The sequence below is a fragment of the Kitasatospora griseola genome (genome assembly GCF_014648555.1).
GTDB classification, from domain to species: Bacteria; Actinomycetota; Actinomycetes; order Streptomycetales; family Streptomycetaceae; genus Kitasatospora; species Kitasatospora griseola.
The window spans coordinates 239393-239835 of record NZ_BMRI01000001.1; the positions used below are offsets into that span (position 1 = coordinate 239393).

Below are 443 nucleotides of genomic sequence, written 5' to 3' on the forward strand. Positions count from 1 at the left end.
ACGTTGCCGTTCCGGTCGACGACCGCGACGGAGATCTTCTGGCCGGCCTTCGCCGCGGCGTCCAGGCTGGCCTGGGCGGCCTTGGTGGCGGCCTCGACCGTCAGGTGCGAGGTCTCGAAGGTGTTCTTGTTCTGGACGTCCGACGAGGCGGCGGTGGCGGGGGCCACGTTCGGCGTCTCGGCACTGGCGGAGACGGCGCCGACCACGCTCGCCCCGACCGCGGCCACCGCGACGGCGCCGGTGACAACGCGGGTACGAGTGCTCAGCTTCTTCATCTTCGGCTCCTGGATCGGTGGTTGGGCGCCGGACTGCTGGGGTGCTCCGGCGTCGCTCTCCATGGTTCGCGGCCGGACCCCCGCCACGGATCGGCGAACCGGCTGGACCGGCGGAGCAGGATGGACGACAACCGTGTCAGCCGATCGGTTGATGTACGCCCCGCGATC

General features: G+C 71.1%; 1 pseudogene. It reads right to left on the minus strand.

Going from position 1 to position 443, the window contains the following annotated elements:
• Positions 1-275 (minus strand): annotated as a pseudogene (locus IEZ12_RS37490) (heme-binding protein); the annotation flags it as partial.
• Positions 276-443: the final 168 nt, after the last annotated feature.